Genomic DNA, 25493 nt, shown 5'->3' on the forward strand with positions numbered 1-25493 from the left:
TCTGGCCTCTGCCGCCCTAAGCTGTCCCCTCTGCCGCTGCTCCGCGCGCCCAGGATTTGCTTTCCCAGATCGCCACCAGGAACAGCACCACAGCCGCCAGCGCATTCACTTGCCACAATACCAGCCAAGGCGACACCGCCGCCAGCGCCGCGCAGAACCCCAGCCCTATCATGTGCGACAGCGGGAAATTGGGCGCCGAAACCCATTTGAAAAACCCGTTCCCGGCAAGAAAGATCGCCACGCCGCCGACGATCGCGACAATCTCGGGCAAACCGGAATGGCCATCGGGGTGTGCAATCGCAAGCTCGCTGCCCACAGCCGACAAGACGACGCCCGCCACGATGGGCAGGGGCAGATAGGTGAACGCCAGCCGCGCCAACCGCCCCGGATCGGCGGCATGTTCGATCTGGTGGGTGCTGCGACGATGGCCGATGTGGAAATAGACCCACCACATCCCAACCGTCCCGGCCACCGCCCCCAAAAAGGCCAGTGTCGGCGGCAGGGTCCAGTCCATCTCGCTAAAGGTGGCGCCAGAGACCAGCAGCGTCTCGCCCAGACAGATGATCACGAACAGGCCCGACCGTTCGGCCATATGCCCGCCGCGCACCTCCCAGTTGGTCGAAACTTCACGCCCGCCAAAGGGTGTCCAGTATCCGGCGGCGGGGCCGGTGTATTCGATGGCCAAGGCGATCGCCCAGAACACAAGGCGCGCGCCGTGATCGGCCAGCCCGCCCATGATCCAGAACACGGCCGACATCAGAAACCACACCAGAATGCGCAGATAGGTGCGTTGCAGCACGGCCTGTCCCTGCGCCGCGCGCCATACGAACAGCGTGCGCCCGATCTGCATGCCGCAATAGGCCAGCGCAAAGACCAGCCCGCGCCCGGCAAAGGCCTGCGGTACGGCCATGGACATGAACAGCCCCGCCGCCATCAGCCCGAACAGCAACAGGCGCACCGGCGTCTGATCGGGGTCGAGCCGGTTGGTGACCCATGTGGTATAAATCCAGACCCACCAGACCGCCAGAAACAGCAACAGCGTCTCGACCGCGCCCAACAGCGTGAAATGATGCAGCAGCAGATGGCTGATTTGCGTGATGGCATAGACAAAGACAAGGTCGAAGAACAACTCGACAAAGCCAACACGCTCATCGGCGCTGCGTAAGATGTTGTGCTGCATGTCGCGGTCCTTCCTGTTTCGCATCCAAAGGCTATCCTGCTCTGGACATTCCGGGCAAGCAACGCAACAGCTTCGCCATGGAAAGTCGCGCCAATCACCTGAAAGCCGCAGCCTGGATGACCGGCTCTATCGCCGCCTTCACGGTCATGGCCGTGGCCGGGCGGGCGCTGGCAGGGCGTCACGACGTGTTCGAGATTCTGACCTGGCGCTCTGCTGTCGGCTTTGTGCTGGTGGTTCTGGCGGGGGCGGCAACCGGGCAGTTGCGCACGGTTTCGACCCGTCGGCTGGGCGGGCATCTGTTGCGCAATTCGCTGCATTTCGCGGGGCAGAATCTTTGGTTCTGGGCACTGACCGTCATTCCGCTGGCCCAGCTTTTCGCGCTGGAATTCACCTCGCCGCTCTGGATCATCCTGCTCGCCCCGGTGTTTTTGGGCGAACGACTGACGGCCTCACGCGCCCTTTCGGTGGCCTTGGGTCTGGTGGGAGTGCTGATCATCACCCGGCCGGGCGCTGTGCCGCCAAGCTGGGGGCTGGCGGCGGCGGCGGGGTCTGCGGTGTTCTTTGCGCTGACATCTATCCTGACCAAGCGCCTGTCGTATGATGTCAGCGTGACGGGCATCCTGTTCTGGCTGACCGGAATGCAGTTCGTGCTGGGGCTGGCCTGCGCCGCACTGGATGGCCACGTCAAACTGCCCGATTCGGGCACCGCCCCCCTGCTGGCCCTGATCGGTCTATGTGGCGTGGTGGCGCATCTGTCGCTGACCTCTGCCTTGCGGCTGGCCCCGGCCAGCTTTGTCATGCCGATCGACTTTCTGCGCCTGCCGATTGCTGCCATATTGGCCGCCGTGATTTACGGCGAACCCTTGGAACCCTTTGTGTTAATTGGCGGCGCTGTCGTTCTTTTGGGCATTTGGGTCAACTTGCGGACCCAATTCGGCCAAAAACCCACGGTATGATGTTCACAATTCCCTGACGCGGCGTCATGGATTGATCGGTGAACAAAGTGTTCATAGCCTTGATCTACAGGAGAGAGCTGCCGGACCACCTGGGGAGATGGGACGGAGCATGGGAGGTTACATGAAATACACGAGTTCGCTGGCGCTGGTTGCAGGGCTGGTTGCGGGAACCGCGAATGCGGGCGGCATTGACCGCAGCGTTTTGGGCATATCGACCCTGTTCGACAAAGGGCGCGTTCTGACGTTTGGGGCCTCGGCGGTCTCGCCGGATGTGTCTGGCGTTTTCACCCATCCGCTGGCCGGACCGATCCCGACCGGCGACATGGCCAAGGGCTATCCGACGTTTTCGTTCAGCTTCAAGGACGACATCAACGACAAGCTGTCCTATGCCATCATCCTCAACCAACCCTATGGCGCGGATGCCTTTTACAGTCAGGGCATCTATACCGGGTTGGAGGCGCACTGGTCGTCAAAACAGCTTGCCGGCCTTCTTAAATACAAGCTGACCGACCGGGTTTCGGCCTATGGTGGTCTGCTTTATGTGCGGTCCTCGGCAGAGATCAGCATTCCGACCCAGATGCTTGGGGGCGCCGGTCAATATGTGGCCAATGCCGACAGCGATGGGCAGTTCGGCTATATTGTGGGTGCGGCTTACGAGATCCCGGACATCGCGCTGCGCGCCTCGCTGACCTATCAGTCAGAGATCACGCATGACTTTACCGCGCATGAAAGCTTTGCCAACCTGAACGGCGGCGCCACGCTGACCAGCCAGACAGAGATTACCTTGCCACAAAGCATCGCGCTTGATTTCCAAAGCGGTATTGCCAAGGACACGCTGCTGTTCGGCTCGGTCCGCTGGTCGGAATGGTCGGCCTGGCATGTGCGCCCCAGCTATTATGATGGGGTTGTGGGCGATGAAGTCACGGGCTTTGCCAACGATGTCATCAGCTATCAACTGGGCGTCGGACGGCGGATCAACGACAATCTGTCGGTCTTTGCGCGTGTCGGATACGAGGCGGGCGATGGCGAAGTTGCCTCGCGTCTGTCGCCGACCGACGGGCGCAAAAGCTTTGGCCTTGGCGCGATCTGGACCAAGGACAGCATGAAGGTAACCGGCGGCGTTGAATATGTGCAGTTGGGCGATGCGGTTGATGCCTCGGGCACCCGGTTCGAGGGCAACAAGGCTGTGGGCTTCGGCCTTCAGGTTGCATATTCCTTCTAAACGCTGGTTTCAGACCATAACCCCGCGCCCCAAAGCGCGGGGTTTTTCTATGCCGTGCGGTGATGGCTTTCATCACAAGAAACGGGTCGCCTTGGCGATGTGATCCGCCTAGCTTGCGCTCATGGCACAAAGCACACCCTCGCTCCGCATCCCCCCTGTCGGCTGGCTTTTGATGGCAGGTCTGGCCCTGATTTGGGGCGGATCATTCGTCGCCAATCGTCAGGCGCTGACCGGATTGCCGGTCTTGACCATCGTGGCGCTGCGGGTTGCGGGCGGGGCAACTGCGCTGTGGCTTTGGGTGCTGATCAAGGGGCTGCCGGTGCCAAAGGGCGGCAAGTGGCTGGTCACCTGCGCGGTGCTGGGCCTGTTGAACAACGTGGTGCCGTTCTGCCTGATCGTCTGGGGGCAAACGCAGATCCCCTCTGGTCTGGCGGGTATTCTGAATGCGTCAACCGCCGTTTTCGCTGTGCTGGTCGCGGCGGCAGTTTTCCCTGATGAACGGCTAACCCCGGCGCGCGCCTTAGGTGTGGCACTAGGGTTGGCGGGGGTGATTGTGGCGGTTGGCCCCAAGGCATTGGCCGCGTTTGATCTGCGTTCAACCGCGCAACTGGCCTGCCTTGGCGCAGCCGTTTCCTATGCCGTGGCGGGGGCCTTTGCGCGCAATGCGTTGAAGGGTATCCGGCCAGAGGTAGGTGCGGCGGGAATGCTGACGGCTGCCGCCGTCGTGCTGTTGCCCGCAGCCTTGCTGAATGACGGGCTGCCACCGGCCCTGCCCGCCCTGCCGGTTCTGGCATCGCTGGCCTATCTGTCGCTGGTGGCTTCGGCGCTGGCCTACATTCTGTTTTACGCCGTGCTGCGCTTGGCGGGGGCGGGAAATCTGGGCCTTGTGACGCTGCTGGTCGCCCCTGTCGCCATCGTGCTGGGCGTGCTGATCTTTGGCGAGCGGCTTTCCCCCGGCGCCTTGGCGGGCTTTGGTCTGATCGCGCTGGGCCTTCTGGTGATGGATGGGCGCATCCCCCTGCCCGGCCGTCGATTTTCTGCGTGAAATCCGCCGCCCAAGCCGCTACACCCCGGCAGACAACAGGGGACAGCGATGATCTATACCTCGGGCAGCGATTATCTGGCGGCCCCGCGCAAGCGGGTGCTGCTGTTTGGCATGTCGGGTCTGGGCAAGACCTATCTGGCCAATATGCTGCGCGGCGCGGGCGGGTGGTTTCACTACTCGGTCGATTATCGCATCGGCACGCGGTACATGGGCGAATATATCGCCGACAATTTCAAGCGAGAGGCGATGAAGGTTCCGCTGCTGCGCGAACTCCTCATGTCGGACAGCGTGTTCATCGCGTCGAACATCACCTTTGACAATCTGGCCCCGCTGTCCACCTATCTGGGCAAACCGGGCGATGCGGCCAAGGGCGGCCTGCCCTTTGCCGAATATTGCCGCCGTCAGGATCAGCACCGCTTGGCCGAAGTGGCCGCGATGATGGACACGACACCCTTCATCGACCGGGCGCATGACCTTTATGGCTATCCGAACTTCCTGTGCGACACCTCGGGGTCTATCTGCGAGGTGGTCGATGCCGAAAACCCCGCCGATCCGGTGATGCGAGAGATTTCGCAGCACCTGCTGCTGGTCTGGATCAAGGGGTCCGACGCGCATAAGGACGAACTTTGCCGCCGCTTTGATCGCGCGCCAAAGCCGATGTATTACCGCCCCGAATTCCTGTTGCAGGTCTGGCACGAATACCTTGCCACCACCGGCCTGACCGAAGCCAAGGCCGACCCCGACGCCTTCCTGCGCTTTGGCTATGCCCGCCTGCTGGACAGCCGCCAGCCGCGCTATGCCGCCATGGCGCGCTGGGGTGTGACCGTCACGGCAGAAGAGGTTGCGCAGGTTCGCGATGTGGCAGGTTTTGAAACCCTGATCGCCGGGGCGATTGACCGGTCAGGTGCCTGACTGGCACCGCCCTTCGGCCTGTCCGATGGCGGTGGGCGCGTTCAGCATGGTGAACCGGCCCAACAGCTTGCCGGCGCTGTCGGTAAATTCAACCTCTGGCCCGGCGGCGATGTGGATGAACAGGGGCGCTGCAAAGCCGACGGGGGCATAGCCGACCCCGTTTTCCACCTGCAACTGAACCTCCTTGGCGCGGCCCTGCACGGTGGCCACCACCTTGCCATCGCCCGTATAGGGCGCCAGTGCCAGCAGCGATTGCACCCCATGCCCGCATAGCCAGTTCAGGCTGCTGCCAAGGGCGGCATCTTTGGTTCCGGCATAATGCCCCTTGCCATCTGACGTATCGCCCATGACCCAGCCTTGCGCCGCATCGGGTGCCACGGCCAGCCCCGGCAAGGCAGGGGCCGCCGGGCGCTTCATCGGCGGCTTGGCGGTTGTGGGTTTCTTTGACGCAGGGGCCGGTTCGGCGGGGGCGGGCACAGGTTCGGCGGGCGCAACCTCTGCCCCGATGTCTTCGCAGTATTGCTTGACGCAGGCGTTATATTCGGGGCTGTCATTGCCCGGCGAATTGGCAAGGCACGACCAGACGCAACGCTGCTGCTCCATCTCTGGGCTTTCGTCCTGCGCGGCGACGGGTGCGGCGATGGCCAGCACAAGGGCAACGGCGGTCAGGGTGCAGCGGGTCATTTCGGCCTCTCCATCGGACGGGCAAGCATCCTACACGCCCCCCATCCGGTCAACGCCCGTCCGGCGCCCGATATCTCCGGCGCTTGATATCAAGGCGAAAACCCATTACCTCCGGTGCCTCTGCCAGAGGATCATCATGCCCATCACCCTGCCCGAAACCCTTCCCGCCTATGACGTTCTGCGGAACGAGGGCGTGATGGTCATGTCGCCCGAACGTGCGGCACGGCAGGACATTCGGCCGCTGAAAATCGCGCTGCTGAATCTGATGCCGAAAAAGATCCAGACCGAAAACCAGTTTGCCCGGCTGATCGGCGCCACGCCGTTGCAGATCGACCTGCATCTGATCCGCATGACCGAGCATCAGACCAAGAATACCGCTGCCGCGCATATGGAAACCTTCTACAGCTCTTTCGCCGAGGTCGAGGCCAGCGGAGAGCGGTTTGACGGGCTGATCATCACCGGCGCGCCGATTGAACATCTGCCGTTCGAACAGGTGACCTATTGGGACGAATTGTGCCGGGTGATGGACTGGACGCAGACTCATGTCTTTTCTACCTTTGGCGTGTGCTGGGGTGGCATGGCAATGATCAACCATTTCCATGGCGTGCAGAAACACATGCTGAACGCCAAGGCCTTTGGCTGTTTTCCGCAGCAGAACCTTGCACCCACATCGCCCTATCTGCGCGGGTTTTCGGATGAATTCGTCATCCCCGTCAGCCGCTGGACCGAAATGCGCGAGGATGAGATTGCCGCAGCCCCCGGCCTGCGCACGCTGATCGGCAGCCCCGACACCGGGCCTTGTCTGGTGGAAGATGCGGGCCACCGCGCGCTGTATATCTTCAACCACTTTGAGTATGAGAGCGATACGCTCAAGCAGGAATACGATCGCGACGTGGCGGCTGGCACGCCGATCAACGTGCCGATGAATTACTATCCCAAGGACGATCCGTCGCGCCCGCCGCTGAACCGCTGGCGCAGCCACGCCCATCTGCTTTACGGCAACTGGATCAATGAGATCTATCAGGGCACACCCTTCGATCTGGCCGATATCGGCCGGTAATCTGGTGGTCCGGTTCGCCGGACCACTGGTTGCGCTGGCCCATGGTTCCACCCTATTCTGCCGAAAACCGGAGGACTGCCATGGACCTGCCTTTCGACGGCGCAATCAGCCGCTATTTCCGCGAAGGCGCGCCGAAAGAGGTGCGCAAGGCCATTGAAAAGGCGGGCAAGGATGACATCCTGACCGCCAGCTATCCCTATCGCGAAGAGATCAAGGGCAAGGATTACGACGCGCAAATGGCCGCGTTGCAGATTGAACTGGTCAAGATGCAGGCCGACATCAAGGCCACCGGCAAACGCGTAATCGTGGTGTTCGAAGGCCGCGACGCATCGGGCAAGGGCGGCACCATCGGTGCGCTGCACATGAACCTGAACCCCCGCGTTGCCAATGTCGTCGCCCTGTCGAAACCAACCGAGCGCGAGGCAGCGCAATGGTATTTCCAGCGTTATATCGACTGGTTCCCCGCGCTTGGCGAAATGGCGATCTTTGACCGCAGTTGGTACAACCGTGCCATGATCGAAAAGGTCATGGGCTTTTGCAAAGACGATGCCCGCACCAAGTTTTTCCGCCAACTGCCAGAGTTTGAACAGATGATCGCCGAAGAGGGCATGGTCTTCGTCAAAATCTGGCTGGAGGTTGGCCGGGCCGAACAGTTGCGCCGCTTTCTGGACCGCGAACAGGATCTGCTGAAACAATGGAAACTAAGCCAGATCGACATCGACGGTCTGGGCAAGTGGGATGACTACACCGCCGTCATCGACGAGACGATGAAGAAATCCGATTTCAAGCACGCGCCCTGGACGGTCATTCTGTCCGACGACAAAAAGCGCGCGCGGATTGCGGCCATCCAGACGGTGCTGAACGCGGTCGATTACAAGGGCCGCGACAAGACGGCCATCGGCAAGATCGATGCTAAAATCTGCGGCGGCCCAAAGCTGAGGCCCAAGGGGTGAAAACCGGCTATCACCACGGAAACCTGCGGCAAGCCCTGGTCGAGGCGGCGCTGACACTGATCCCCGGTCAGGGGCCGCTGGGCTTTACCCTGTCAGAGGCGGCAAAGGCGGCAGGCGTTACCCCCGCCGCCGTCTATCGCCATTTTGCTGGCCGCGACGATCTGGTGGCAGAGGTCGCGCGGCAGGGCTTCGACATTTTCGCCGCCCTGATGGATTATGCCTGGAACGAAGGAAAGCCGACCCCCTTGGCCGGGTTCGAGGCGACGGGCCGCGCCTATCTGGCCTTTGCCCGCAAATACCCCGGCCATTACATGGCGATGTTCGAAAGTGGGCTGTCCTTTGATGGCCACCCCGACATTGCTGCGCTGGCCCAGAGGGCGAATGGCGTCATTGAACGGGCGGCAACCGTTCTGTCGCAAAATCTGCCCGCCGGTCGCCGCCCACCTGCCACAATGGTCGCCGCACATATCCGCGCGATGAGCCATGGCGTGGTGGAGCTTTCAATGCGGGGCGCGCCTGCGTCGCGCGGTCCCTACACGCCCGAAGATTTGCTGGAGGCCGGTATTGGCATCTATCTGCGCGGTTTGGGGTTTTTGCCGCCCGATAACTGACGGAAAAGGCCGCCCATGGGGCGGCCCTGTTTTTTAGTCTGTCTGCGACACCCTAGCGGAACAGCACCATCGCCCCGGCAGACCATGCAACGCGGGTCGGCGCGCCGATATCCAGCACCGGCCGCCCGGGCGTGTTGCGCATCGACAGACGCAGCGGCGTATCGCTGCCCGCCAGCTTGACGTCGTAATAGGTCATGTCGCCGTAATAGACGACCTCCGACACGGTGGCTGTGCTTTCGCGGTCGCTGGCGGTCTGGCCGTCAAACAGCAGGGTCAGCGTTTCGGGCCGGAACCCGACCGAAGGCCCATCGCCCGGATTGGCCTTAGAGACCTGCGTCGCATTGATCTCAATCCGGCCAAACCCTTCGGCATCAACGGTGATCTTGCCGGTATCTTCCGAAACGATGCTGGCGGGCAAAAAGTTCATCGTGCCGATGAACTCTGCCACCTTGCGGTTCGCGGGCTTGCGATATAGGGTTTCAGGGTCGGCCAGTTGCGCAATCTCGCCTTCAAACATCACGGCGATGCGGTCAGACATGACCAGCGCCTCTTCCTGATCATGGGTGACCAGAACGAAGGTGATGCCCACCTCGCGTTGCAGCTTGATCAGCTCCATCTGCATCTGTTCGCGGATTTTCTTGTCCAGCGCCGACAAGGGTTCATCCAGCAGCAGCACCTTGGGCTTCAAAATCAGCGCACGGGCCAGCGCCACGCGCTGCCGCTGACCACCCGAAAGCGCATGGGCGGCGCGCTTGCCATACCCCTTCAGGCCCACCATCCCCAAAGCCTCATCCACGGCCTTTTGCTTTTCGGCAACCGACCGCGGGTCTTTGCGCAGGCCAAAGCCCACGTTCTGTTCCACCGTCAGATGGGGAAAGATCGCATAGGACTGAAACACCATATTCGTGGGCCGCAGGTTCGGTGGCACCTCTGCCATCGACTTGCCGTCGATCAGCACAGCGCCCGACGAAATCCCTTCAAACCCGGCAATGGTGCGCAACAGCGTGGTCTTGCCGCAGCCAGAGGGGCCCAGCAGCGAAAAGAACTCTCCGGCCTTGATGGTGGCGGTGATCCCGCGCAAGGCGTGGTAATCGCCATAGTATTTCTGAACGTCCTTGAACTCGATCATCGTCGGTTTTTCGGGCATAGTTGGTTTTTCGGCGGAAACGGTCACAGGAAGCCTCCGGTATCTTTGGCGCCGGTCTTCGCGATGCCGCGACGGCGGAAATATTCGGCGATGGTCAGAAGGGCAATCGACAGGGCGACAAGAATGGTTCCCAGCGCCAGCATGGCCGGCACCTTGGCCGGAAAGCGGAACTGGCCGAAGATATAGACAGACAGCACCGTCTGATTGCCGCCCAGAAAGCTGGCAATCACATATTCGTCGATCGAAATGGTAAAGCAGATCAGCAGCGACGACACGATGCCCGGCATCACCAGCGGCAGGATCACCAGCCGAAAGGTAGAAAGCGGCGTCTCACCCAGATCATAGGCCGCCTCTTCCAGCGAGTTATCAAGGCTTTGAAACGCCGAGGTCAGGATCGCCACCGAGAAAGGCGTGCAGATCAGCACATGGCCCAGAATGACCGTCAGCAGCGACAGGTTCACCCCCATCGCCAGCAGCACCACCAGCAGCGACATCGCCACGATGATATCGGGCAGGATCATCGGCAGCATGATCAGCCCCATCACCCCGCCCTTGCCCGGAAAGCGGAACCGGGTAGAGGCGCGGGCCGCCAGAACGCCAAGACAGGTTGCAAGGATCGAAGAGGATACCGCGATGATCAGCGTTGCCTTGGCGGCGCGGAACAACAGGTCATCATTCAGCATCTCGGCAAACCAGCGGGTGCTGAACCCAGCCAGCGGAAAGGCAATGACCTTTGACGAGTTGAAGGCAAAGACCGGCAACAACGCGATGGGGGCGTAAAGGAAGATCAGATACAGGACCGTGTAAACGCGAAGGACCGGAAACTTCATTTCTGCGCCCCCAGAAAACGACGGTTGATGAACAGGAACACCAGACAGATGACGCACACGATCAGCATGGCCGATACCGCGATGGCAGACCCCAGCGCCATGCGGTGCTGTTTCAGCATCTCGACCTGAATCTGGTTGGCGATCATGTTGACCTTGCCGCCCCCGATCAGCGTAGGCGTCACATAGTCGCCGACAGTCGGGATAAAGACGATCATCACCGCCGCAATCACCCCTGCCATCGACAAGGGAAGCGTAACGCGCAGGAAGGTCAGGAAACGGCTTTCGCCAAGGTCAAGGCCCGCTTCCAGCAGGCTGCGGTCAATCTTTTCCAGACTGACAAAGATCGGCAGAATGGCAAAGGGCGCATAGGCGTGGGCCAGCGTGATGATGATGGCGCCGACGTTGTAATTGATGGCCTGCAATGGCTCTGACGTCAGGCCGACGCCCATCAGCACCTGATTGATCACCCCGTTATAGCCCAGGATGATACCCTTCCAGATGAAGACGCGGATGACATAGCTGGTCCAGAACGGGATGGTAATCAGGAACAGCCAAAGCGATTTTTTTGAGGCGGGCACATTGAAGCTGACGAAATAGGCGACCGGATAGGCCAGAAGAACCGTCACTGCCGTCACCGCGAACGAAACCAGCAGCGACCGCAGCATGACTGCGCGATAGATCGGTTCGGTCCAGACCTTGGCGTAATTCTCACCGTTCAGTTGCCAGATCACGCCGACAGACGGGCCGTCGGTCATCACCGAATAGATCAGAACCGTCGCCAGTGGTGCCGCAAGCAGCAGGATCGCATAAAGCGCCGTCGGCGAAATCAGCGCGATCCCGCTCGCCGCCTCGGATCGTCGAACGCGGTCGAAAAGTGAGGTAGTCGCCATCATGCCCCCCGTTTGGCACTGGAGAAGTTTTGATCAAATTTGTCAGCACTTCCCAATCCACGCAAGCAAAATTGCGCGAGGATGGCATGAAAGGCAAGCAACTGCCTGAATAAAGGGCAGTATTTATCCGGCGACGCGCTCAATGGCGATAGCGCGCTTTTTCAGCTCGTCATACAGCGTCGGCACCACCCGCACCGATCCCACCGCGACGCGCAGCGCATCCGACAGGCGCAGTTCGTTCGGGCTGCCACCGGCCACACGCCAGATCATGCGGCGGGTCACGCCATCGTCATAGACGATCTCGGTCGCACCGCTGCGCGCCTTGCGCCATCCAAGAAAATCCGCGCCACCGTGGGGCGCGTGAAAGGTTGCCTGTTGTCCCATTTTTTCGGGCCTTTTGTTCTGCTCTGGCACGATCCTGCCCCGATTGTGCGCAGGCGACAATTCAGGAAAACCCTACCATTGTCACAAACATGTGCGGGCCGCCGCCAGCGCCTGACTTTGCGGCACCTCCGCAACAGCCCCGCAAGCCTCGCCGCACCATGCCCACATTATCGCCACATTACCGCCACAATCCGGCAGATCAGACCGCCATATCCATTGGCGGACGCGGCAGCATATGCGCCAGACTGGCCAGCCCGGCCTCATATTGTTGCCGGGGAATGTTGCCAGCCACCGCCAGCCGCACCGCATTTGGCGCGCGGCCATGGATCAGGGCGTATTGATCGGCAGAGCGCACCAGCACCCCCTCATCCTCGGCCATCCGCGTAAAGGTTGACGCACGCCACCCCATCGGCAGGCGCAGCCAGGCAAAAGGCATCCCCGATTGCCACGACAGATCGAACGCACCCAGACGGTTCACCATCATGGTCAGCCGGTCGCCCATTTCGCGCTGCACGCCCTGTCGGATCTCATCCGCCTGCCCCGACAGCAGCAGATCCTGGCACAGGCTGCACACCGCTTTTGACAGCGCAAAGAACCCGTGTTGCGCCGTCAGCCGCCCTGCCTCTCCCATGCCCGTCGGGCAGACCACAAAGCCAAACCGCAGCGCAGCCGAGACAGATTTGGAAAAGCTGCCGACATACCACACCCGTTCCGGCGCAAGCGCCCGCAAGGCGGGCTGATCGTTAATGAAGGGCGCATAGCATTCATCCTCGATCACTTGCAGGTCAAAGTTGCGGGCGATCGCGATGATCTGCATCCGCCGCTCCAGCCCCATACGGGCCGTGGTCGGGTTTTGGGTGTCGGGCGTCAGGAACAGAACCTGCGGCCCGTGGCGGCGACAGGCCGCCTCCAGCGCATCCGGGCGCATCCCCTCTTCATCCATTTCGACGCCTACCACCTCGGCACGCGCCAGCCGCGCGGCATAGCGAAAGCCGGGGTAAGACAGGTCTTCGGTCAGCACCACCGGCCGGTCGCCGCGCAGGCAGATCGCCAGCACCAGATTGATCGCGTTCTGCCCGCCATGGGTCAGCGTCACATCCTCGGCCGAAGCAGGCCCGATGATCCGCGCCTCCAGCCAGCGGCAGACCGCCTCGCGCAGGGGCTTACCGTCACGCTGGCTGGGATAATCCAGCCAATCCGGCCCGATCTGATCGGCAATCCGATGCAGGGCCTGCGAGAAGGCCACCGATTGGCCGACATCGGGCAGTTGCGGCGACCGCAGGTCAACCCGGCCCTGCGCCACGCCGGGATCACGCTCCAGAAACAGGGGTTGGGTCGGACCAAGACGGGGCGCGCGGGCAGCAACATAGGTGCCGCGGCCAACGGTCGCCTCCAGCAGCCCCTCTTGCGTGACGATCTGATAGGCGCGGCTGACGGTGCCGGGCGTCACATCCAGTCGCCATGCCAGATCACGCACCGTCGGCAGCCGGCTGCCCTCGGGCAATTCGCCCGCGCGGATCGCCTCGCGCAGCGCCCGAGACAGGGCCAGATACTTCGGACCTGCGTCATTGGCCAGAGAGGGCGTCCAAGTTGTATCCATGACAATGTTCCTCTGGCGCGAACAACTGCGCGATTGTATAGTTTATCTACAGAACATCGGTTCTTGTATCAATACAATTAGGTGCCACCATGCAGTCGAGCCTTCTGATCGCCGAACGTCCCCTGCCGCCCCTGTCGCGGATCGCCTTTAGTGTTGCGATGACCGTTCTTGCCTGGGAAAATCGCCGCCATACCCGCGCCGCCCTGAAACGGCTTGACCCGCATGTGCTGCGCGACATCGGGCTTGACCCTGTCGCCGCCGTGGATGAGGCCGAAAAGCCCTTCTGGCGGGCCTGACCCTTCCGCTTTTTGCTTCCCTATCCCCAACTTCGGCCGGGTTCGCCCCGGCCGTTTTTTATTCCGCCCCGCCGCGTGGCATCCGCGCCATCCGATCAGACAGCGCGCCCCGCCCCTGATCCTCGAATCGCTCTTTGACCGCATCGAAATCGGCATCGGCGCGATTCTGGCTCAGTTTGGTCTTGGCCAGAACCTGCTCCACCTGCACCTCAAAGCCGACAATGGCCGCCAGCATCCCATCCAGATAATCGCGCGGGGCATCGCCCATCTTCCAGCCCGCCGCCCCCTCCATCTTGCGGGTTAGCAGTGCCACCGCGCGGCGCTTGAACTTGTCACTGTCGTCCCAGCGAATCCGGCCAAGCATATGCACCACCTGATAATTCCAGGTCGGCACCACCTTGTGCGTCTCGGCCTTGGATGGATACCAGTTGGGCGACACATAGCCATCCTGTCCGCGAAAGATCAGCAACACCTCTTGCCCGTCCGCGACCAGCTCATGCAGCCGGTTGGCGCGGGCGACATGGCCGATGATCCGATCCCCCTCGGACAGAACCGGCAGATGGTTCGCCACCAGCCCCTCGGCCGTCTGGGCGACCATTGAGGCCAGCGGATAGGCGTCGATCAGGCGGGCAACCTCGGCCGGATCGGCTTCGGCGAAATGGGGCGGGATGTACATGGCGGCCTCCTTGCGGGCAGCTTGCAGCCCCTGCCGCAAAAAGAAAAGGCGCCCCGCAGGGCGCCTTTCCGAAACCAGATGCGAAACGGCTTAGCGTTTCGAGAACTGGAAGCTCTTGCGGGCCTTGGCCTTGCCGTACTTCTTGCGTTCCACGACGCGGCTGTCACGGGTCAGGAAGCCGGCAGCCTTCAGCGCGCCGCGCAGGGCGGGCTCATAAAGTTGCAGCGCCTTGGAAATCCCGTGCTTCACAGCGCCAGCCTGGCCCGACAGACCACCACCGGCAACGGTGGCGTAAACGTCAAACTGGCCTTCAACATTGGCGATGGTGAAGGGCTGCTTCAGGATCATTTGCAGAACCGGACGCGCGAAATAGGCGTTGATGTCCTTGCCGTTGACCACAACCTTGCCCGAACCGGGTTTCACCCAGACGCGGGCAACCGCGTTCTTGCGCTTGCCGGTCGCATAAGAGCGGCCCAGTTTGTCACGCACGGCAACACGGATCGGCGCCGCTTCGGCCACCGGGGCCACAGCGCCCACGGCCGATTTCAGATCGTCAAGAGATTTGATGTCGGACATGATTTACGCGCTCCGGGTGTTCTTGGGGTTCAGCGGCTTCACGTCCAGAACGGTCGGCTGCTGAGCTTCATGCGGATGGGCCGCACCGGAATAGACGCGCAGGTTCGACATCTGCTGACGGCCCAGACGGTTGCGGGTGATCATCCGCTCGACAGCCTTTTCCACCACGCGCTCGGGGTGGTTGCCTTCCAGCACCTGACGGGCGGTGCGGAACTTGATGCCGCCGGGGTGGCCGGTGTGCCAGTAGTAACGCTTGTCGTCGCGCTTCTTGCCGGTCATCTGCACCAGACCCGCATTGATCACGATGACATTGTCACCCATGTCCATGTGGGGGGTGAAGGTCGGCTTGTTCTTGCCGCGCAGGATGTTGGCGACGATCGTGGCAAGGCGGCCCAGAACAACGCCCTCGGCGTCGATCAGGATCCACTTTTTCTCGATGTCCGCCGGGGTAGCGGTAAAGGTTTTCATCGGTTCATTTCCATGAAGAGCGGCGGGGGTTGCCCCCCGGAATCTCGGATGGGGGCTTATCGCCGAACTGGCCCAAAGCGTCAAGCGCGCAAAACAACATAATATCGCACAATATCAGTATGTTAAAATATGCGGTATCAAAATACCCCATCCAATTTCACATTGGCCCAAATATCCCACGGGGGTCCGGGGGTGTGAAACCCCCGGCGCTTACCGCAGGCGCGGCGGTCTCAAAGGGTCGCTGCCCGGCGGGGGCGGCGCCAGCGGCTCTGGCGGTGCCTCGGGCAGCGGCACGTCGAACATCAGCCCCGCCCGCACCAGCGCCGGCACCGCAGGGGCATCCGAGGACAGGAAGGTCACATCCAGTTCCGCTGCATCCACGCCGGAAAAGGCCAGCGCTTCGGACATGGCGCGGGCCAGCGGCTCTTCTGCTTCGGGAACCGCATCAAGGATCGCCAGCACATGGCCGCGCCGCCCGCCCTGATAGCGCACCCCCGCCAGCACGGCGGCCCGCGCCAGCCCCGCCGCCCCCGACAGGGTAAAACGCAAGGCATCGTCCAGCGCGGGCGGCAGGCCCTGCGGCGGCACAAAGGCCTCGACCTGCGCCTCCAACTCTTGCGGGGCAGCTCCCAGCCGCTCGGTCAGAAAACTCAGCGCCTCGGGCGGCAGCATCACCTCGCTGGCGGCCGCTGTACCAAGGTTCAGCCCCAGGCTGATCCCCTGCCCCGCCAGATGCTGCGCGATGATCCGGCCCGGAAGTGCGGCATAGGGCAAGGGCGTATCGCCCAAGGCCGCCAGCCGCTCTTCGGTATCAAACACAAGGACCACCGGGCCATCGGCCAGATCAAAGATACGGGGCTGAATGCGCTCGCCTTCTGCCTCACGTTCCAGCAGCAGGAACAGGGTTGCATCGGCCAGCAGACGATAAAACGCCAAAGCGGCGGCCTCATCACCCGCAACCATCGCGGCATGGGCGGTATCAAGCGGGGTCTGCATCGGCCATCACCTTTCGGATTGCATCCCGTAGTGCGGGAACAAGCTGGTCCGCGAACCATGGGTTGCGTTTCAACCACCCGGTATTGCGCCACGAGGGATGCGGCAAGGGAAAGATGCCACGCGGCGCAAAGGCACGCCAGTCGGCCACGGCAGAGGTGACATCGCGCGCACCAAGATGCCAGCGGATCGCATGGCCGCCGACCAGAACCGTCAGGCGCACATCTGGCAGCGCCGCCATCACCTCTGCCCGCCATGTGCGCGCGCAAATGGCGGGTGGCGGCAGATCGGCCCCCTTGGCATCATAGCCGGGAAAGCAAAATGCCATCGGCACAATGGCCACGCGCGCCCGGTCATAGAACTCTGCCTCGCTCAGCCCGGTCCAGTCGCGCAGGCGGTCACCCGAGGGGTCGGTGAAGGGCCTGCCAGAGGCGTGAACCCGCGCGCCGGGGGCCTGACCGGCGATCAACAGCCGCGCACCGGGCTGAAACCACACCACCGGGCGCGGCTGATGGGCGGTGTGGGTGGCCGCAAAGCGCGGGGCGCAGAGGCGGCAGGCCCGGATCTGATCGGCAAACTCCATGGCACCAGCTTCCCCCGCGCCGGAGACTGACGCAAGAGGTGGCGGAACGAACATGGGGGGCGCCACCGCGCGGCTTGTCCAGTCATCTAGCCAAAGTGGCAAGTGCCCGGCAGTTGCGGACTTCGGACGAGCCAACTGCAAGCGCGCCGTCGCGGATTCCCGACGCGACCGGACGACCCTAAGATACGCCCTTTGCTGAGCGAAACAAGATGAACAGGGTCTGGTTCCATGTGAACGCTTTCATCCGCCCCCCACCACGCCCCGCGGCGGGCGCTTCGGCAACACCCCGCGCCCCGGCCACGCCCTTGCCGCGCCCCGCCCCTTGCGTGCCGGTGACGGCCTGTTATGCGAAAGAAAACCGGAGTCCGCCCATGTACCGCGTGTCGCCCTTTGTCCGCCATTTCGGCCTTGCGCTCCTGTCAGGCGTGGGGATGGCGACGCTATGGGTCAATCTGGATCACGGGGGGTATTATGATGCCATCGAATACCGGCTTGCCGACCTGCCGTTGCCAGCGTGGATCGCGCCGGAAGGCATAAGCCTGACGCCCCTTTCGGTGGTATCCGACGGGCTGATGGCGCTGTTCACCGCCTTTGTCGCCAAAGAGCTGTGGGAGGCGCTGCGGCTGGAACGGGGTGCCCTTTCGGGCCGTACCGCGCGTCTGCCCCTTGCGGCGGTTGTTGGCGGAACCCTTGGGGCGATTCTGGTGTGGTTGGTGCTGGGCACCCTTTTTGAAACCGCCGCCGAGGCGACCTTTGCCGCTGGCTGGCAAGTGCCCGTCGGCTCTGATGTGGTCATCAGCTATCTGGTCGGGCGGCGCATCTTTGGCCAGGGCCACCCTGCCCTGCACCTGTTGTTGCTGACCGCCATCGGCTTTGACATTCTGGGGCTTGTGCTGCTGGGGCTGACCGATCCGACCGGATCATGGTTGCGGCTAATCTGGCTGCTAGTGCCCCTTGTGGCAAGTTTCGGCGTCTGGCTGACTTATGGCCGCGCCGCCGTTCCCGGCGCAAGCGAGCGTGACCGGCAGCGCGCGATGCAGCTTTGGCCCTATGTGCTGGCCGGGCTGGCCAGTTGGCTGGGGGTTGCCGCCTCTGGCCTGCCTCCCGCGCTGGGGCTGTTGCCGATCATTCCGGCCATTCCCCATGCCGACCGCGCCTTTGGCCTGTTCGCCGAGGCAGAGGAGTTTCTGCACGACCCGTTGAACCGGCTGGCACATCTGCTGGTGCGCCCCTTGGCGGTTGTGCTGTTCCTGTTCGGGCTGGTGCGCGGCGGGATCGACCTGCAAGCCTGTGCACCGACCACGCTGACAGTGCTTGCAGCCCTTTGGGTCGGCAAGCCGCTTGGCATAATGGCGGGGTTCGTCGTGGCCCTGGCGGCGCTGCGCACGGCCATGCCGCAGGGCATCGCCGGGCGCGACCTGCTGCTGGTCGCGCTGACGCTGGGCATGGGGTTTACCGTTCCCGTGGTGGCGCTGGATGTCGCCCTGCCCGGCGGCGGCATGACCGAGGCGGCCCGCCTTGGCCTTGCCCTGTCTCTGCTGGCGGGGCCTTTGGTCATGCTGCTCGCACGCTTGTTTCGCCGCTGACAATCCCGTGAGTTGCCAGGGATTGTTTACGATGTGGCAATGGCGACATATTGCTGCCCGAAACATCGCCTAGATGCCGGTGCCAGAGACAGGCGCAAACCGGGCGTTAATAACACTGCGGTAACCGGCAGATAGACCGGTATCAGAGGCAAGGGATGATCGCGTTCGAGAATGTCAGCAAGTCCTTCTGGACCGGCCGGGATCGCAAGGTGATTCTGGATCAGGTCTCGTTCAAGGTCGAGTTGGGCAATTCCCTTGGCGTTCTGGCCCGCAATGGCACCGGCAAGACCACGCTGATCAACATGATGGCCGGGCTGGAAAAGCCGGATGAGGGCAAGATCACCCGCACCTCGCGCATTTCGTTTCCGCTGGGGTTCATGGGGGGCATCACCTCGAAACACTCGGCAACCGAAAATGCCCGCTATATCGCCCGCCTCTATGGGCTGGACCCCGATTATGTCGAAAGCTTTTGCCGCTGGCTGACGGGGATCGACCATTATTTCGACCAGCCGGTCGGCACCTATTCATCGGGGATGCGGTCGCGCTTTTCGTTTTCGCTAATGCTGGCACTGGAATTTGACATCTATCTGATCGACGAGGGGATGCCCTCCAGCACCGATGTGGAATTCAACCGCAAGGCGGGCATGGTGCTGCGCCAGCGGTTGAAGAACGCCACCGTCATCGTCGTCTCGCACCAGCCCCGCACGCTGGAAAAATTCTGCCGGTCGGCTGCGGTGATGCGCAACGGCAGGATATACATGTTCGACTCTCTGGAAGAGGCCAAGCGGCTTTATGACTATGAAACTCACAGTTAAGCGCTTTCGTACCCGCAGGCCCGATGGCTCGGTGGCAGAACCCCTGTCCCCCGCCTCTGAACCACAAGCTGCCGCGCGGCCCCAACAGGTCGTGCCCGACAATCCCTTTATGCCGTCAGAAGAAGATGACGGTTTCGGCAATGCCAGCTTTCCCACCGCGCGCGGCGAAACGCGGGTTGCAGCCCCGGTGCCCGGCACCCCGGATGCCGCCCCGGTCGAGATTGACTCGATCCGGCGCGAAGGGCTGACGGGTCGCCAGTTGCGCATCGCGCGGCGTCTGGCGCAAAAGCACGGGTTGCCCGCCACCTCTGATTTCGATGCCGTGCGGCTGTTGCGCAGCCGGGGCATTGACCCGTTTCAGGCCAACGCCGCGCTGGAGGTGGTCAGCGGCGGCCTGCCGCCCGAACCGCCCATCGGCTCGCGTGCCCTGACTTTAACGCCAGGCGATATGCCTCGCCTTCCCCAGACCATCCGCCCGCCGGGGCTGCCCAGCCCTGAATTGCAGGCCGAACAGGCCCATATCGCCGAGGTGATGAAGATCCAGCGCGACATTGCGCGCCGCCGCCGCCGCAAATCGGCGATGCTGCTGGCGCGGCTGTCGGTGTTTGTCTTTTTGCCGACGCTGCTGGCGGCGATGTATTACTATGTCATCGCCTCGCCGATCTATGCGACCACCACGCAATTCGTGATCCAACAGGCCGAACCGGCGGCGGCGGCGGGGATGAGCAGCCTGCTGCGCGGCACGCAATTCGCCACCTCGCAGGATTCGATTGCGGTTCAGGGTTATCTGCAAAGCCAGGGCGCCATGCAGCGACTGGAAGCGGACAAGGGCTTTCGCGATCACTTTTCGGCCCCCGGCATCGACGCCCTGCTGCGGCTGCCCGCCGGGGCCTCAGAGGCAGAGGTGTTCAAGCTCTATCAAAAGATGGTCAAGGTTTCCTATGACCCGTCCGAAGGCCTGATCAAGATGGAGGTGCGCGCCGCGGACCCTGACAAATCGGTCGAATTTTCGCAGGCCCTGATCAGCTATGCCGAAGATCAGGTGGACAAGCTGACCCAGCGCCTGCGCGCCGACCAGATGAAGGGTGCCTTGGAAGCCTATGAAGATGCCGAGAAAAAATTGCAGGATGCCAATCAGAAGGTTGTGGACCTGCAAGAGCAGTTCAAGGTTCTGAACTCTGAGGTCGAGGCGACGCTGGTCACCAGCCAGATCGCCACACTGGAAAGCCAGATGACGCAGGACCGCCTGTCGCTGGCGCAGATGGAGTCGAACGCCAGCCCCAATCAGGCGCGGATGGAACCGCTAAAGCGCCGCATCGCCACCATTGAATCGCAGATTGCAGAACTGCGCGCCAAGCTGACCGAAGACAGCGCCTCTGGCCTGTCCATCGCCAAGGTTCAAAGCCAGCTTCTGGTCGCCTCCTCCGATGTGCAGACCCGGCAGTTGATGATGGCCGCCGCCTTGCAGGCGATGGAAACGGCCAGGCTGGAAGCCAACCGCCAGACGCGCTATCTGTCTATCGCGGTCAGCCCGGTGCGTCCCGATGAGGCAGCCTACCCGCGTGCGTTTGAAAACACGCTCGTGTCGCTGCTGATCTTTACGGGGATTTACCTGATGATCTCGATGACAGTTGCAATCCTGCGAGAGCAGGTCACCGCGTGAGGCAGGCATGAAAACGGTTCAAATCGGCAATCTTTCCGTCAGCAATGACCAGCCGCTTCTGGTGATTGCCGGGCCTTGCCAGTTGGAAACTCTGGATCACGCCCAGATGATCGCGGGCACTCTGGCCGAGGCCTGCGCCAAGGCGGGCGCGCAATATGTGTTCAAGGCCAGCTATGACAAGGCCAACCGCACCAGCCTGAAGGGCAAGCGCGGGTTGGGGATGGATGAGGGGCTGAAGATTCTGTCTGCCATCAAGGCGATGGGGATGCCGGTGTTGACCGATTTCCACGAGCCGGAGCAGGCGGCCGTGGTGGCCTCGGTCGTCGATGTGCTACAAATTCCGGCGCTGCTCTGCCGTCAGACCGACCTGCTGCTGGCCGCAGGCCGGACGGGGGCGGCAGTCAATGTGAAAAAGGGCCAGTTTCTCGACCCCTACGGCATGGCCAATGTGGCCGAAAAGATCGCCTCGACCGGGAATGAGCGGATTCTGCTGACCGAACGCGGCACCACCTTTGGCTATAACGGGCTGGTGGCCGACATGCGCAGCCTGCCGATCATGGGGCGCACCGGCTATCCGGTGATCATGGATGCAACCCATGCCGTCGCTTTTCCCGGCGGTTTGGGCGACAGTTCCGGTGGCCAGCGCGAATTTGCGCCGGTGCTGGCGCGGGCGGCCGTATCGCTGGGCATCGCCGGTGTGTTTCTGGAAACCCATCAAGACCCCGACAAGGCGCCGTCAGACGGGCCGAACATGATCTATCTGCGTGACATGCCCGCATTGATCGACAACCTGATGGCGTTCGACCGTCTTGCCAAGGCTAACCCGCTGCGCGTGTGACACGCGTTGCAGTGGGGGTTCCCCCCCCACACACCCCGTGGGATATTTGGGCCAATGTGAAAGCGGTTGCGCTTTCGGTTGACGCCGCCCGCGCCGCCCCTTACCTCGGCGGCCATGGCACGCGCACCCCTTCTTCAGCTTTCAGACATCTCGCTGACCTTCGGCGGCAATCCGGTTTTTGACGGCCTTGGCCTTGTGGTCCAGCCCGGTGATCGCGTGGCGCTTGTGGGGCGCAATGGGTCCGGCAAATCAACCTTGATGAAGGTGATGGCCGGGCTGGTCGAACCTGATCGCGGTATCCGCGTGGTGCCCCCCGGCGTGACCGTGGGCTATATGGAGCAAGACCCCGACCTGTCTGGCTTTGCCACGCTGGGCGATTACGCCGCCAGCGGATTGCCCGATGACATGGGCTGGCGCGTGGCAGCGGTGGCCGAGGGGCTGAAATTCAATCCAGACACCCCGATTTCCAGCGCCAGCGGTGGCGAACGCCGCCGCGCCGCCCTTGCCAAGCTGATGGCCGAGGCGCCCGAGCTGATGCTGTTGGACGAGCCGACCAACCACCTCGATATCGAAGCGATTGAATGGCTGGAGCGGGAATTGTCGCAGACCCGCGCCGCCTTTGTGCTGATTTCCCACGACCGCGCCTTTTTGCGCGCGCTGACCAAGGCGACACTCTGGATCGACCGGGGCGAGGTGCGTCGGCGCGAATCCGGTTTTGACGGGTTCGAGGAATGGCGCGAGGGCGTCTGGGCCGAAGAGGATGAGGCCCGCCACAAGCTGGACCGCAAGATCAAGGCCGAGGCGAAATGGGCGGTCGAGGGCATTTCGGCCCGCCGCAAGCGCAACATGGGCCGGGTGCGGGCCTTGCAAGATCTGCGCGCCGAACGCGCCAGCCAGATACGACGTCAGGGCACCGCCGCCATGGTGCTGGAAGCCGCCCCATCAAGCGGCGCGCGCGTGGTCGAGGCCAAAGAGATTTCAAAGGCCTATGGCGACAAGGTGCTGATCAAATCGCTAAACCTGCGGGTGACGCGCGGCGACCGGGTGGCTTTTGTCGGCCCGAATGGCGTGGGCAAGACCACGCTGCTGAAAATTCTGCTGGGCCAGATAGAGCCTGATTCCGGCACGGTCAAACTAGGCACCAATATCGAAACCGCCGTGTTCGATCAGACCCGCGCCCAACTGGACCCCGAGGCGAGCCTGTGGGAAAATCTGACCGGCGATCCGTTGATGAGCGTTTCCGGCGCCTCTGATCAGGTGCTGGTGCGCGGGCAGCCACGCCATGTGGTGGCCTATCTCAAGGATTTTCTGTTCGATGACAGCCAGGCGCGCGCGCCGGTGAAAAGCCTGTCGGGCGGCGAAAAGGCGCGGCTTTTGCTGGCAAAGCTGATGGCCAAGCCTGCGAACCTGCTGATCCTTGACGAACCGACCAACGATCTGGATGTGGAAACGCTGGACCTGTTGCAGGATATTCTGGGAGAGTTTGACGGCACTGTCCTGCTGGTCAGCCATGATCGCGATTTCATCGACCGCATCGCCACCCAGACCGTCGCCATGGAACCGGGCGGCAAGGCCACGGTTTATCCCGGCGGCTGGTCGGATTATGCGGCGCAGCGGCCAGAGGCCATGGCGGAAACCGCTGCAAAATCAGGTGGTTCCACACCGCAATCAAAGCCTGATGTGAAGAAGCCCGATGGCCTGACCTTCACCGAGAAAAAGCGGCTAGATGCCCTGCCCGGCGTGATGGAGCGGCTGGAGGCCGAGATTGCGAAACTGGCAGGGTTCATGGAGCAGCCCGACCTTTATGAAAAAGAGCCGGTCAAGTTCCGCAAAGCGTCGGAAGCGATGGCAGAACGGCAGCAGGCGCTGGCCGAAGCCGAAGAGGAATGGCTGGCGCTGGCCGAAAAGGACGGCGCCTAGGCGCGCCCTCTCGCTTTGTCCGCGTCAAAATCTCTTGGCGAGGCAAGGAAATTGCGCTAATCCGCAGCCCATGACGACCTATGGCATCATTGGCATTTGCTGCATTACCGGCTGACCTTGGGTCAAGCGGGGCGCGTTCGTCATCCTTCCTGGAAAAGATGAGATCGGCCAGCCCCGCGGGCGGTGGCATTTGCCTTTTCGGGGACGAGACATGACGATCCGGCTGCACAATTCGAAGACGCGGAAGAAAGAGGCGTTTACCCCCCTCGATCCGAAAAATGTGCGCATGTATGTCTGCGGCCCGACGGTCTACGACCGCGCCCATATTGGTAACGCGCGGCCCGTGGTGGTATTCGACACGCTGTTCCGCCTGCTGCGCCATGTCTATGGGCCGGATCATGTGACCTATGTGCGCAATTTCACCGACGTGGATGACAAGATCAACGCCAAGGCGGCAGAGACTGGCCGCCCGATCCGCGACATCACCGATGAAACGATTGCCTGGTATCATGCCGACATGGACGCGCTGGGTGCCCTGCGCCCGACGCATGAGCCACGGGCGACGGAATATATCGGGCCGATGGTGGCGATGATCCAGACCCTGATCGACGGCGGCCATGCCTATGCCAAAGAGGGCCATGTGCTGTTCCGTGTACGGTCGTACAAGGACTATGGCGCGCTGTCGGGCCGCTCGGTCGATGACATGATCGCGGGCGCGCGGGTTGAGGTTGCGCCCTTCAAGGAAGACCCGATGGACTTCGTGCTGTGGAAGCCGTCGGATGCGGTGACGCCGGGATGGGACAGCCCTTGGGGCTATGGCCGGCCCGGCTGGCATATCGAATGCAGCGCGATGAGCCATGAACTGCTGGGCGCCAGTTTCGACATCCACGGCGGAGGGCTGGACCTGCAATTCCCCCACCATGAGAATGAGATTGCGCAATCCTGCTGCGCCCACCCCGAGGCGGGGTTTGCGAATGTGTGGATGCACAATGAGATGTTGCAGGTCGAGGGGAAGAAGATGTCCAAGAGCTTGGGCAATTTCTTTACCGTGCGGGATTTGCTGGATCGGGGCTATCCGGGCTTTTTGATCAGAATGGTCTTCTTGATGACCCACTACAGCAAGCCGATGGATTGGACCGAGGCTAAGTTCAGGCAGGCACAGAACGAGCTACATAAGTGGTCTTACTGGGTGTCGAACTTCAGTGAAACGACTTTGCCTCCCTCCTTTGAGTTGATCGCGGCTCTGGCCGACGACCTGAACACGCCCGAAGCACTAACGATTATGCGGACAGAATTCCGCGAATGTCGCTATGAGCAACTGGCTGCTGACCTAAAGTTCCTCGCTATCTGGGACGGCCAGTCGCCGGATCAGATTAGTCTGTTGCACGTCCATAATTCGGATGATCGGCGCGAGTTCACTTGGAAGATTGATGATTTGCTCCGCCGACTGGAAATGGCTCGTAATGAGAAAAACTACTTCGAGGCTGATCGGATTAAGAGCGGCCTCGCTGCGGCCGGCGTGTCGGTACAGATAGGCAAGCTTTCGACATCTTACGAGATGACGGCTGCATTCGACCCCGCGAAACTGGCGGAACTGGAATAAGC

26 protein-coding genes are annotated in these 25493 nt (G+C 62.2%); 14 read left to right on the plus strand and 12 right to left on the minus strand.

From position 1 onward, the window contains the following. Positions 1-16: 16 nt before the first annotated feature. On the minus strand, positions 17-1180 hold the full coding sequence (locus JI744_RS05705) for a low temperature requirement protein A (protein ID WP_202658720.1): 1164 nt from the start codon (positions 1178-1180) through the stop codon (positions 17-19). Positions 1181-1257: 77 nt separating this feature from the next. On the opposite strand from JI744_RS05705, the gene JI744_RS05710 reads away from it, so the two are divergent. The 4 genes from JI744_RS05710 to JI744_RS05725 all read left to right on the plus strand — a co-directional run bounded on the left by JI744_RS05710 (position 1258) and on the right by JI744_RS05725 (position 5315). After that, the gene (locus JI744_RS05710) at positions 1258-2136 is read left to right on the plus strand and encodes a DMT family transporter (protein WP_202658721.1); all 879 of its coding nucleotides are present in this window, start codon (positions 1258-1260) and stop codon (positions 2134-2136) included. A 121-nt stretch (positions 2137-2257) separates the two neighbouring features. Then, on the plus strand, positions 2258-3358 hold the full coding sequence (locus JI744_RS05715; protein ID WP_202658722.1) for an OmpP1/FadL family transporter: 1101 nt from the start codon (positions 2258-2260) through the stop codon (positions 3356-3358). 121 nt (positions 3359-3479) lie between these two features. Beyond that, entirely contained in the window at positions 3480-4403 is a 924-nt protein-coding gene (locus JI744_RS05720; RefSeq protein ID WP_202658723.1) for a DMT family transporter, read from the plus strand. A 48-nt stretch (positions 4404-4451) separates the two neighbouring features. Further along, positions 4452-5315: an ATPase gene (locus tag JI744_RS05725; protein ID WP_202658724.1), complete on the plus strand. Its 864-nt coding sequence runs from the start codon at positions 4452-4454 to the stop codon at positions 5313-5315. Here the strand turns inward: JI744_RS05725 and JI744_RS05730 are convergent. Beyond that, positions 5304-5999: a hypothetical protein gene (locus tag JI744_RS05730; RefSeq protein ID WP_202658725.1), complete on the minus strand. Its 696-nt coding sequence runs from the start codon at positions 5997-5999 to the stop codon at positions 5304-5306. The two genes, JI744_RS05725 and JI744_RS05730, sit on opposite strands and share 12 nt — an antisense overlap. Positions 6000-6135: 136 nt before the next feature. Between JI744_RS05730 and metA the strand changes: the two genes are divergently transcribed. From metA to JI744_RS05745, 3 genes are all read left to right on the plus strand, one after another. Then, positions 6136-7059 carry a homoserine O-acetyltransferase MetA gene (metA, locus tag JI744_RS05735; protein ID WP_202658726.1) on the plus strand — a complete coding sequence of 308 codons (924 nt, stop codon included), beginning with the start codon at positions 6136-6138 and terminating at the stop codon, positions 7057-7059. An 80-nt stretch (positions 7060-7139) separates the two neighbouring features. Further along, positions 7140-8012 (plus strand): polyphosphate kinase 2, encoded by an 873-nt coding sequence (gene ppk2 / locus JI744_RS05740; RefSeq protein ID WP_202658727.1) that lies wholly within the window; start codon positions 7140-7142, stop codon positions 8010-8012. Beyond that, positions 8009-8623 carry a TetR/AcrR family transcriptional regulator gene (locus JI744_RS05745; protein ID WP_202658728.1) on the plus strand — a complete coding sequence of 205 codons (615 nt, stop codon included), beginning with the start codon at positions 8009-8011 and terminating at the stop codon, positions 8621-8623. Before ppk2 ends, JI744_RS05745 begins: the two co-directional genes overlap by 4 nt. A gap of 52 nt (positions 8624-8675) precedes the next feature. Here the strand turns inward: JI744_RS05745 and JI744_RS05750 are convergent, their stop codons facing one another. From JI744_RS05750 to JI744_RS05770, 5 genes are all read right to left on the minus strand, one after another. Next, positions 8676-9752 (minus strand): ABC transporter ATP-binding protein, encoded by a 1077-nt coding sequence (locus JI744_RS05750; protein ID WP_202658794.1) that lies wholly within the window; start codon positions 9750-9752, stop codon positions 8676-8678. Positions 9753-9793: 41 nt separating this feature from the next. Next, positions 9794-10600, minus strand: a complete 807-nt coding sequence (locus tag JI744_RS05755) for an ABC transporter permease (RefSeq protein ID WP_202658729.1) — start codon at positions 10598-10600, stop codon at positions 9794-9796. Further along, positions 10597-11490 (minus strand): ABC transporter permease, encoded by an 894-nt coding sequence (locus JI744_RS05760; protein ID WP_202658730.1) that lies wholly within the window; start codon positions 11488-11490, stop codon positions 10597-10599. The genes JI744_RS05755 and JI744_RS05760 overlap by 4 nt, the downstream gene beginning before the upstream one ends. Positions 11491-11613: 123 nt before the next feature. Then, positions 11614-11874 carry a hypothetical protein gene (locus JI744_RS05765; RefSeq protein WP_202658731.1) on the minus strand — a complete coding sequence of 87 codons (261 nt, stop codon included), beginning with the start codon at positions 11872-11874 and terminating at the stop codon, positions 11614-11616. A 199-nt stretch (positions 11875-12073) separates the two neighbouring features. Beyond that, positions 12074-13474: an aminotransferase-like domain-containing protein gene (locus tag JI744_RS05770; RefSeq protein ID WP_202658732.1), complete on the minus strand. Its 1401-nt coding sequence runs from the start codon at positions 13472-13474 to the stop codon at positions 12074-12076. Positions 13475-13563: 89 nt separating this feature from the next. Between JI744_RS05770 and JI744_RS05775 the strand changes: the two genes are divergently transcribed. Next, positions 13564-13770, plus strand: coding sequence for a DUF1127 domain-containing protein (locus tag JI744_RS05775; protein WP_202658733.1), 207 nt, complete (start codon positions 13564-13566; stop codon positions 13768-13770). Between the two features lie 58 nt (positions 13771-13828). Here JI744_RS05775 and JI744_RS05780 read toward each other — a convergent pair whose 3' ends face one another. The 5 genes from JI744_RS05780 to JI744_RS05800 form a co-directional block, all read right to left on the minus strand. Further along, complete coding sequence (locus JI744_RS05780; protein ID WP_202658734.1) at positions 13829-14446, minus strand: FMN-binding negative transcriptional regulator; 618 nt, start codon at positions 14444-14446, stop codon at positions 13829-13831. A 90-nt stretch (positions 14447-14536) separates the two neighbouring features. Further along, a complete protein-coding gene (gene rpsI / locus JI744_RS05785) occupies positions 14537-15022 on the minus strand; it encodes a 30S ribosomal protein S9 (protein WP_202658735.1) in 486 nt (161 codons plus the stop codon). Positions 15023-15025: 3 nt separating this feature from the next. Continuing rightward, positions 15026-15490 carry a 50S ribosomal protein L13 gene (gene rplM / locus JI744_RS05790; RefSeq protein ID WP_202658736.1) on the minus strand — a complete coding sequence of 155 codons (465 nt, stop codon included), beginning with the start codon at positions 15488-15490 and terminating at the stop codon, positions 15026-15028. Positions 15491-15700: 210 nt separating this feature from the next. Then, positions 15701-16486, minus strand: a complete 786-nt coding sequence (locus tag JI744_RS05795; protein ID WP_202658737.1) for an SseB family protein — start codon at positions 16484-16486, stop codon at positions 15701-15703. After that, entirely contained in the window at positions 16470-17066 is a 597-nt protein-coding gene (locus JI744_RS05800; RefSeq protein WP_202658738.1) for a uracil-DNA glycosylase family protein, read from the minus strand. Before JI744_RS05800 ends, JI744_RS05795 begins: the two co-directional genes overlap by 17 nt. 371 nt (positions 17067-17437) lie before the next feature. Between JI744_RS05800 and JI744_RS05805 the strand changes: the two genes are divergently transcribed. From JI744_RS05805 to cysS, 6 genes are all read left to right on the plus strand, one after another. Further along, positions 17438-18652, plus strand: coding sequence for a Na+/H+ antiporter NhaA (locus tag JI744_RS05805; RefSeq protein ID WP_202658739.1), 1215 nt, complete (start codon positions 17438-17440; stop codon positions 18650-18652). A 155-nt stretch (positions 18653-18807) separates the two neighbouring features. Then, positions 18808-19467 (plus strand): ABC transporter ATP-binding protein, encoded by a 660-nt coding sequence (locus JI744_RS05810; RefSeq protein WP_202658740.1) that lies wholly within the window; start codon positions 18808-18810, stop codon positions 19465-19467. Then, a complete protein-coding gene (locus JI744_RS05815; RefSeq protein WP_236019261.1) occupies positions 19451-21130 on the plus strand; it encodes a capsule biosynthesis protein in 1680 nt (559 codons plus the stop codon). Before JI744_RS05810 ends, JI744_RS05815 begins: the two co-directional genes overlap by 17 nt. A gap of 7 nt (positions 21131-21137) precedes the next feature. Next, on the plus strand, positions 21138-21968 hold the full coding sequence (kdsA, locus tag JI744_RS05820) for a 3-deoxy-8-phosphooctulonate synthase (RefSeq protein WP_202658742.1): 831 nt from the start codon (positions 21138-21140) through the stop codon (positions 21966-21968). A 114-nt stretch (positions 21969-22082) separates the two neighbouring features. Next, positions 22083-23888 carry an ABC-F family ATP-binding cassette domain-containing protein gene (locus JI744_RS05825; RefSeq protein ID WP_202658743.1) on the plus strand — a complete coding sequence of 602 codons (1806 nt, stop codon included), beginning with the start codon at positions 22083-22085 and terminating at the stop codon, positions 23886-23888. Positions 23889-24099: 211 nt separating this feature from the next. Next, positions 24100-25491 carry a cysteine--tRNA ligase gene (gene cysS / locus JI744_RS05830; RefSeq protein ID WP_202658744.1) on the plus strand — a complete coding sequence of 464 codons (1392 nt, stop codon included), beginning with the start codon at positions 24100-24102 and terminating at the stop codon, positions 25489-25491. Positions 25492-25493: the final 2 nt, after the last annotated feature.

This window comes from Fuscibacter oryzae (assembly GCF_016765795.1).
Classification (GTDB): Bacteria; Pseudomonadota; Alphaproteobacteria; order Rhodobacterales; family Rhodobacteraceae; genus Fuscibacter; species Fuscibacter oryzae.